This window comes from Caballeronia telluris, from assembly GCF_001544495.1.
Classification (GTDB): Bacteria; Pseudomonadota; Gammaproteobacteria; order Burkholderiales; family Burkholderiaceae; genus Caballeronia; species Caballeronia telluris.
Genome location: NZ_FCNZ02000002.1, coordinates 366,050 through 373,776, shown reverse-complemented (window position 1 = coordinate 373,776; position 7,727 = coordinate 366,050). Strand labels below are relative to the sequence as shown.

The 7,727-nt window shown below is 59.2% G+C and carries 5 protein-coding genes and 1 tRNA gene; 1 reads left to right on the top strand and 5 read right to left on the bottom strand.

Annotation, left to right across the window (positions count from 1 at the left end):
- Positions 1-304 precede the first annotated feature (304 nt).
- Positions 305-1,216, top strand: coding sequence for a toll/interleukin-1 receptor domain-containing protein (locus AWB66_RS04670; RefSeq protein WP_087629095.1), 912 nt, complete (start codon positions 305-307; stop codon positions 1,214-1,216).
- A gap of 90 nt (positions 1,217-1,306) precedes the next feature.
- Here the strand turns inward: AWB66_RS04670 and AWB66_RS04665 are convergent, their stop codons facing one another.
- The 5 genes from AWB66_RS04665 to pepN all read right to left on the bottom strand — a co-directional run bounded on the left by AWB66_RS04665 (position 1,307) and on the right by pepN (position 7,537).
- Entirely contained in the window at positions 1,307-1,912 is a 606-nt protein-coding gene (locus tag AWB66_RS04665) for a HEPN domain-containing protein (protein WP_087629094.1), read from the bottom strand.
- Positions 1,913-1,984: 72 nt separating this feature from the next.
- Complete coding sequence (locus AWB66_RS04660) at positions 1,985-3,376, bottom strand: tyrosine-type recombinase/integrase (protein WP_159462873.1); 1,392 nt, start codon at positions 3,374-3,376, stop codon at positions 1,985-1,987.
- 119 nt (positions 3,377-3,495) lie between these two features.
- Positions 3,496-3,571, bottom strand: a tRNA-Thr gene (locus AWB66_RS04655).
- A 52-nt stretch (positions 3,572-3,623) separates the two neighbouring features.
- Complete coding sequence (locus tag AWB66_RS04650) at positions 3,624-4,640, bottom strand: class 1 fructose-bisphosphatase (protein WP_087629092.1); 1,017 nt, start codon at positions 4,638-4,640, stop codon at positions 3,624-3,626.
- A 152-nt stretch (positions 4,641-4,792) separates the two neighbouring features.
- Positions 4,793-7,537 (bottom strand): aminopeptidase N, encoded by a 2,745-nt coding sequence (pepN, locus tag AWB66_RS04645; protein WP_087629091.1) that lies wholly within the window; start codon positions 7,535-7,537, stop codon positions 4,793-4,795.
- Positions 7,538-7,727 lie beyond the last annotated feature (190 nt).

Below are 7,727 nucleotides of genomic sequence, written 5' to 3'. Positions count from 1 at the left end.
TCCGCTGACCCGCATTGCTGACACACATCACGCGCTCTCCACCTTACTCCGAGGGGCGTCGTTCGTGGATCGCATACGTTCGATCTTGTGGCCCATGGGTACCTGAAAGACCTGTCAGCAGCACTTTGTGCAGGGTTTTGACTTCAGGCCCAACGATGCACCGTGCCAGTTCTTTCGCACGATTCTCGATTGATTGAGAGGAACTGCCAAGGTAATATGAATGTGCGATTTGACTGCGCTCTTATTATGATGAGAAACGATAACTATTGCGGCTCGTTTACTGTGGTGCCGCCCAAACCTTGCCATGGCCACGATTAGACAGTATTTTGAAACCGATTTTGATTATTGCCTCCGGGTGAAAGTGAAATACGACTTTGCCGGCGAATCATTTGAGGGGGCTGTTCTATACGACGCGAGCGCAAAGTCCGCCTTTGTTGCTTTTTATTTTCCTGGCACTGTACGCACTTGCGAATACTTTCTCGAATTTCTCTCATCGCTCAACTACGGGCAAACCGGCCTCAATCTCGATGGTGGAATAATTCTCCCTAGCGCCAAACAGTTTCCAGGCCAACTTCAAGTGAAGAACGTCGACCCTTTTTCGATACACTATCGCTTGTTTGGCGATCCATCCTGGAGAGACCTGTTTTCAATACATACGAATAAGCGAGTGTTCTTATACTCCGAGGCCAACTTGTCCCAATCCAATATTGAAAAGCTGCAAGCTGAATCAAACACCATAGCCCATGACTTACAGTTCCGCTCTAGCGAGTACGCTTCCGGTCGTAGCCAGTTTGAGAAACCGCACGCATTCATCAGCCACGACTCACGAGACAAAGAGTCAATTGCAAGACCAATTGCTTTGAACCTGCAAAGAAAGTTGTGCCCCGTTTGGTACGACGAATTTTCGCTCAAGCTTGGTGAAAACTTGCGGCAGAGCATTGAAAAAGGTTTAAAGGAGTGCAAGAAGTGCATTCTGATCTTGAGCCCGCAATTCTTCGCCAATAGCGGATGGGGAAAGAAGGAGTTCGAATCCATCTTCACTCGGGAGATTCTTGAAGAGACGCAACTCGTACTACCTATTTGGTGCGGCGTCACGAAGCATCAGGTTTATGAATACAGTCCGAGTCTCTTAAACGTCAAGGGAGTTGATTGGAATTCCTTGGGGGAGGATGAAGTGTGCAGGCAGATTTATCTCGCCGTCACCTCCTCACCATAATCCATTAGGAACCAAGGAGACAACCAACGAGGAACTTAACGACCGGTTGATTCAACTCGGGAGGTTCAGTCGCTGCTTTGGAGATTGGCTTCAAGGGATTGCATGAGGATGTAGAGCGGCGGCATTGCGCCAGCGTTCGACAATGGCAGGAAGCGGGCGGCCGGTCAGCAATCGCATCGCCGCTGCGTTTCCGTGCAACATCCATTTACCGTCAGGCATATTAGACACGCCAAGGTGAGCCATGTACAGGTGCGGGAAAACGCCGATGCTCCACTTGCGGTCACCAGCAAGCGGCGCTTGGTCGGCAAGGTGCATATAAAGGCGGTCTACGTTGTGTAACTCGGCCGTCGCGCGTGGCATGGGGTCCGCAGCGGAGTCGGGATACCGACCGTCATAACAAGCTTGCAAAAGCTGGATGGTTGGCTCGAAGCCATCGAGCGAGATTGCCGGATACTTTTCGATAAGGCGGGCGCAGAAGGCGGCAAGGTTATGGCCCTGCCCCTTCTTTGGCTTGAACGTAGGATCGGCCGTCAACAGGAACGCTTTGATAAGCTTCTCGACTGCCTGTTCGGCCATGACGAAGCCGGGGAACAGGCCATGGAGTAGACAACAGCGGGCAGCGCCGTAGTCCTCAGCGGACTGTTTGAAAAAGTAGCCCGCCATGCGGTGGATGCCGTGCGGCTCAAACTCAGTCATGTGGTAGCCCTTGGTCTAGGTTGTATTTGCATCCCGCTCCGAATGTCAGCGGACCGCATCTGATTGACCGCCTTAGCGAGCAACATTCGTAGCCTTCACCAACCACCCCGCCAACTGATCGAGAGGGTAACCTCTGCCGTAACGTGCGCCCATTCCCGGGGTCTGGTGACCAATGATCTGGTCTGCAGCCTCCGAGGGACACCCAGTGGCCCGGAGTAGGTCTCTCATCGTATGCCGCATGGAATGGTTACCGAGCTTCGTTCCTTGTAGACCCTCGCGACCTCGTATCCACTTGGTTAAGGAAGCAGAGACCGTATCGGCCTTGTTACCCTCAGCGGTGGTGTAGTGAGGGAAGAGGAAAGGGGAGCCTTCGGAAAGCCTATGAGCTTCCTTCAGAGCGACCATCGCCCGAGGAGTAATGGGAACCTTGCGGACACTACTTTTGTCGTTCTTCAGGGTACGCCAAGGGTGCTCTTTGATGTCGATGTAGGCGACCGCAGCATGGGAGTGGACGTCAGTAGTGGCGAGGCCGACCACCTCAGCCAGCCGTGCCCCTGTCTCTGCGATGATAGTTACGATGCAGCGAAGTTGGTCCCACCCCTTATCGGAAACCCTTTGGTCTATGGCACGGTGTAACGCTCGTAGTTGGTCGACCGTGAAGGATTCGCGCTCCCGTACGTCCTTTCCTTTGCCCCTTATCTCTACCTTGGCGAAGACGTTACCAATACCCAGAGAGTTTTCGAGGATGGCACGAGTGAAGGCAGCTTTCAGGGTGTTTAGGTAGCGGGTGACCGTACCAGTGCTGACCTTGCGCCCTTGTTCGTTATGTCGACCATCGAGGAGGTACTGGACAAATTCATTGACCTCTGATCGTTCGATCTTCCCAAGGTCTCGATCTTTCCCGAGGTAACCCCTCAGATACCCGAAGGCCAGCTTGGCTGTCTTTTCGGTCGAAGGACGGGCTTGGACGTACTGGTCGAGACAATCCTGCAGGGTGAATTCTTTGCGGTTCTGGAGTATCTGGAGGACGGCCCGGTGGACTGGAGAGAGATGCCGGTCTAGTTGGTTACCGTGCTGAATGGTCTCGTCTTCCCTGACGGACTGGGGCAGATGGTCGTCCAGGTGGTCATGGAGCGCCCACAGAGCGCCTTCCTCGGTTTCCTGAGGGGCCTTGGGGTCTATCCCGGCTTGCTGCAGTAGTTGCCGAGCCTGACGCAAAACGCCTTCCCTTGTCGGGTTTCGTAACTGTTCCCACTCCTCGTTGGTCTGCTGAAGGAGCTTGGTTATCTTCGGAGCAGCAACCCGAGGGTCTGAGGTCTGGAGGGAGACCACGTAGTGAGCTTTGCCAGCCAGAGGGGAACCAGAGGCAGCGAGGAGGGCTTTGATGTCGTCAGGGATGCGACGGTAAAAGAACAGTAGGGAGCTACCCGGCTTCTTCCGACTGTAGGCGAGCTTGACTGACATGATGGGGGAGATACGTAGCAGAGGCATCGTAGGACCGCGTGTAGTACCTATTGTAGTATCCACACACGGCCTTGCAACGCTTGCCAGTCAAGCCAGAGAAGGCTTTGAGAGGTGTCTAGTGGTGCCGGAAAGAGGAATCGAACCCCCGACCTTCGCATTACGAATGCGCTGCTCTACCGTCTGAGCTATTCCGGCATCAGAGAAACGAGATTATAGAGACTCTTTTCCGGTTTTGGCAATACCCCGATCAGATTTTCTTTTCGAGATGATATCGGGTTACCCGATCCACTTCGCTTTTCGATCCGAGGAACACCGGCACGCGTTCATGCAGGCTCTGCGGCTGGATGTCGAGGATGCGCTTTTCGCCGTTCGTCGCCGCTCCGCCCGCCTGTTCGACGATGAACGCCATCGGATTCGCCTCGTACATCAGGCGCAGTTTGCCCGGCCGATCCGGCGTGCGCTTGTCAGCGGGATACATGAAGATGCCGCCGCGGTTCAGGATCCGATGCACGTCGGCGACCATCGACGCAATCCAGCGCATGTTGAAATCGTCCTTGCGCGGACCATCCTTGCCTTGATTCAGTTCGTCGATGTACTGCTGCACCGGCGGATACCAGTGACGGCTGTTCGACGCATTGATCGCGTATTCGCGCGTTTCGACCGGAATCCGCATGTCGCTTTGCGTGAGCACCCACGAGCCCAGTTCGCGATCGAGCGTGAAGCAGTTCACGCCATTGCCCGTCGTCAGCACCAGCACCGTTTGCGGACCGTACACCGCGTAACCCGCCGCGACCTGCGCGGAGCCGGGCTGCAGGAACGCCTGTTCCGTCGGTTCGGTGTCGTCGGGACAGCGCAGCACGGAGAAGATCGTGCCGATCGACACGTTGACGTCGATGTTCGACGAGCCGTCGAGCGGGTCGAACGTCAGCAGATAATTGCCCTTCGGATAGCGGTTCGGAATCGGGAAGATCTTTTCCATCTCCTCCGATGCCATCGCGGCCAGGTTGCCGCCCCACTCGTTGGCGTCGAGCAGAATCTCGTTCGAGAGAATGTCGAGCTTCTTCTGGACTTCGCCCTGCACGTTTTCGCTGCCGGCGCTGCCGAGCGCATCGCCCAGCGCACCCTTGCTCACCTGATAGCTGATCTGCTTGCAGGCCCGCGCGACGACTTCGATCAGAAGACGCAGATCGGCGGGAAGATTCTGGTGTTCGCGCTGCTGCTCGATCAGATACTTGGTCAGCGTAGTGCGACGAGATATGGACATGCTTGGCTCCACGAGCGTTTGACGAATTCCCCGATTCTACCCGCTCGGGACTTCAGCCCCGTGTCACGGAGGAAACGTCCGCGCCGACGCCATGCGCGCCGCTTCACCGCCTGCACAAACCGGCAGTTCGCGCAAGCGCGTGAAGCGCCGGATCAGGCGAGCGCCTTTTCCACGATCTCCCGCACGTCGCGCGACTTCACTTTCGACGCGACCTCGGTCAATGCGCCGTGCATCTTCTCGCGCAACGCCGGCGTGAAGCGGCGCCACAGTTCGAGCCCGCGAGCGAGGCGAGCCGCGACCTGCGGATTGAGCGAATCGAGCGCGATGATCTGTTCCGCCCAGAACGCGTAGCCGGAGCCGTCGGCGGCGTGGAACTGAGCCGGATTGCCGCTGCAGAAGCTGAAAATCAGCGATCGCGCGCGGTTCGGATTCTTCAGCGTGAACGCCGGATGCTGCATCAGCTTGCGCACGATCTCGATCACCTTGCGGTTCGGGCCGCCGCGCTGGGTCGCCTGCAGCGCAAACCATTTGTCGATCACGAGGGCCTCGTCGTCGAAGCGCTGGTAGAAATCGGCGAGCGAGGCGTCGGCGGCCGACGCCTCGCCGTTCGGCGACGCGCTCGCCATCAGAAGCGCCGAGAGCGCCGCGGAGCGGTCCGTCATGTTGTCCGCGCCGTCGTATTGGGCGCGTGCGAGGCGCACCGCGTCGGTGGGATCGTCGAGCTGGCCGAGGTAGGCGAGGGCGAGGTTCTTGAGGCCGCGCTTGCCGGCGTCTTCCGGTGTCGGACGGTATTCGCCCGGTGTGCGGTTCGCTTCGTAGATCGCGAGCCACTTGTCGCGCAGGGCCGTCGCGAGCCGGCGGCTGACGAATACGCGCGCCGTGTGGACCGCCGCAGGATCGGAGACGGGCATCTGCTCGGCGAGATAGCTTTCCGACGGCAGCATCAGCGCCAGTTCGCGAAACGCGGGCGACAGCGACGGGTCGTCGAGCACCTGTTCGAAGGCCGCGACGACCTGATCGTCCAACGTAAGCGTCTCGCCCTTGGCGGCACGGGCGGCGAGCGCGAGCAATTCGCGCGTCGCGAGCCGCTGGCCGGCTTCCCAGCGGTTGAAGGGATCGCTGTCGTTCGCGAGCAGGAAGGCCAGTTGCTCGTTCGTGTAGTCGTATTCGACGATCACCGGCGCTGAAAAATTGCGCAGCAGCGACGGCAACGGCTTCTCGGCGACGTCGACGAACGTAAAGGACTGTTCGCGCTCGGTCAGTTCCAGCACGCGCGTCGTGCCTTGCGGCTCTTTTTCGCCGTCGAGCCGGAGCGGCAGGTCGGAACCCTTGCCGCCGATCAGTCCGATCGCGAACGGAATCAGGAGCGGCCCCTGTTGCGTAGCGCGCGCCGCTTCGGACGCCTCGCCGTAACCTTGCGCGAGTGTCACGGTGTAGCGCTTCGCGGCGGCGTCGTAGGCGGTGCGCACGGTCACGCGCGGCGTGCCCGCCTGGCTGTACCAGCGCTCGTATTGCGCGAGATCGCGGTTGTTCGCGTCGGCCATGGCGTGGCGGAAGTCGTCGCAGGTCACGGCCTGGCCGTCGTGCCGCTCGAAATACAGGTCCATCCCGCGCCGGAAGCCATCGCGTCCGAAAAGCGTCTGATACATCCGCACGACTTCCGATCCTTTCTCATAGACGGTCATCGTGTAGAAATTGTTGATCTCGACGTAACTTTCCGGCCGGACCGGATGCGCCATCGGGCCGGCATCCTCGGCGAACTGCATCTGGCGCAGCACGCGCACGTCCTCGATGCGTCGCGTCGCGCGCGCCGCTTCGCTCGCGGCGCCGGGCGAGTCGCCAGCGGCCATGTCGGCGGAGAATTCCTGGTCGCGGAAAACCGTCAGGCCTTCTTTCAGGCTCAGCTGGAACCAGTCGCGGCAGGTGACGCGGTTGCCCGTCCAGTTATGGAAATATTCGTGGCCGACCACCGATTCGATGTTGAAAAAGTCGGTATCCGTTGCGGTTTCGGGGTTCGCCAACACGTATTTCGTGTTGAAGATGTTGAGCCCCTTGTTCTCCATCGCGCCCATGTTGAAGTCGCTCACCGCGACGATCATGAAACGGTCGAGGTCCAGTTCCAGGCCGAAGCGCTGCTCGTCCCAACGGATCGAATGGATCAGCGAATCCATGGCGTGACGCGTCTTGTCGAGATCGTGCGGCTCGACCCACACTTGCAGCAGCTTGTCCTTGCCCGAACCGCTCGTGATCCGCTCCTCGAGCGCGACCAGCTTGCCCGCGACGAGCGCGAACAGATAGCTCGGCTTCTTGAACGGGTCTTCCCATTTCGCGAAGTGGCGGCCGTCGGGCAGGTCGCCTTCCTCGATCAGGTTGCCGTTCGAGAGCAGCACGGGATACGCCGCCTTGTCCGCGCGCAGCGTCACCGTGTAGGTGGACATCACGTCCGGCCGGTCGAGGAAGTATGTGATGCGGCGAAAGCCTTCCGCCTCGCACTGCGTGAAGAAGTTGCCGCTCGATACGTAAAGTCCCGACAGCGTGGTGTTCGCGGCCGGATTGCAGATATTTTCGATTTCGAGCGCGAATTCGTCGGGAATAGAGCCGATCGACAGTTCGTTATCACCAGTGCGAACGTCTTCGTGCGGGCGGCCGTCCACCGACGCGCGCACGAATTCGAGCTGCTCGCCCGTCAGGACGAGGCGCGGCGCGGGATGGCCGCCCGCGAGCGCCTCCGCGTTGCGGCGCACGCGCAGCGTGCTCTTGACGAGCGTGCGCTCGGGCACGAGGTCGAACTCGAGCGCGACGGAATCGATGAGGAACGCAGGCGGCGCGTAGTCTGCGCGGCGTATCACGGCAGGGGCGGTCGCGGATGCAGTCGCGGATTCGGTCGAATGGGACATGGCGGCTCTGTAAAAGTGGATGGCGGCGCCTGTTGGCGACTTTGGTTCGGACCATTGTACAAAGCCTCGGCCAATCATGGGTCCGGCCGGGGATCGGCCGAACGGCCAACGAAGAACTTTCGGGGACGGAGCGTGGTCTGTATCTTCAGCAGAACGCTCGGCGGCGTGCGGGACGTCGCAACACTTCCTA

What these genes read in the sequence shown, in the direction of transcription:
- AWB66_RS04660 (WP_159462873.1), bottom strand. Translation starts at nt 3,376, where the DNA reads ATGTCAGTCAAGCTCGCCTACAGTCGGAAGAAGCCGGGTAGCTCCCTA.
- AWB66_RS04670 (WP_087629095.1), top strand. Translation starts at nt 305, where the DNA reads ATGGCCACGATTAGACAGTATTTTGAAACCGATTTTGATTATTGCCTC.
- AWB66_RS04650 (WP_087629092.1), bottom strand. Translation starts at nt 4,640, where the DNA reads ATGTCCATATCTCGTCGCACTACGCTGACCAAGTATCTGATCGAGCAG.
- pepN (WP_087629091.1), bottom strand. Translation starts at nt 7,537, where the DNA reads ATGTCCCATTCGACCGAATCCGCGACTGCATCCGCGACCGCCCCTGCC.
- AWB66_RS04665 (WP_087629094.1), bottom strand. Translation starts at nt 1,912, where the DNA reads ATGACTGAGTTTGAGCCGCACGGCATCCACCGCATGGCGGGCTACTTT.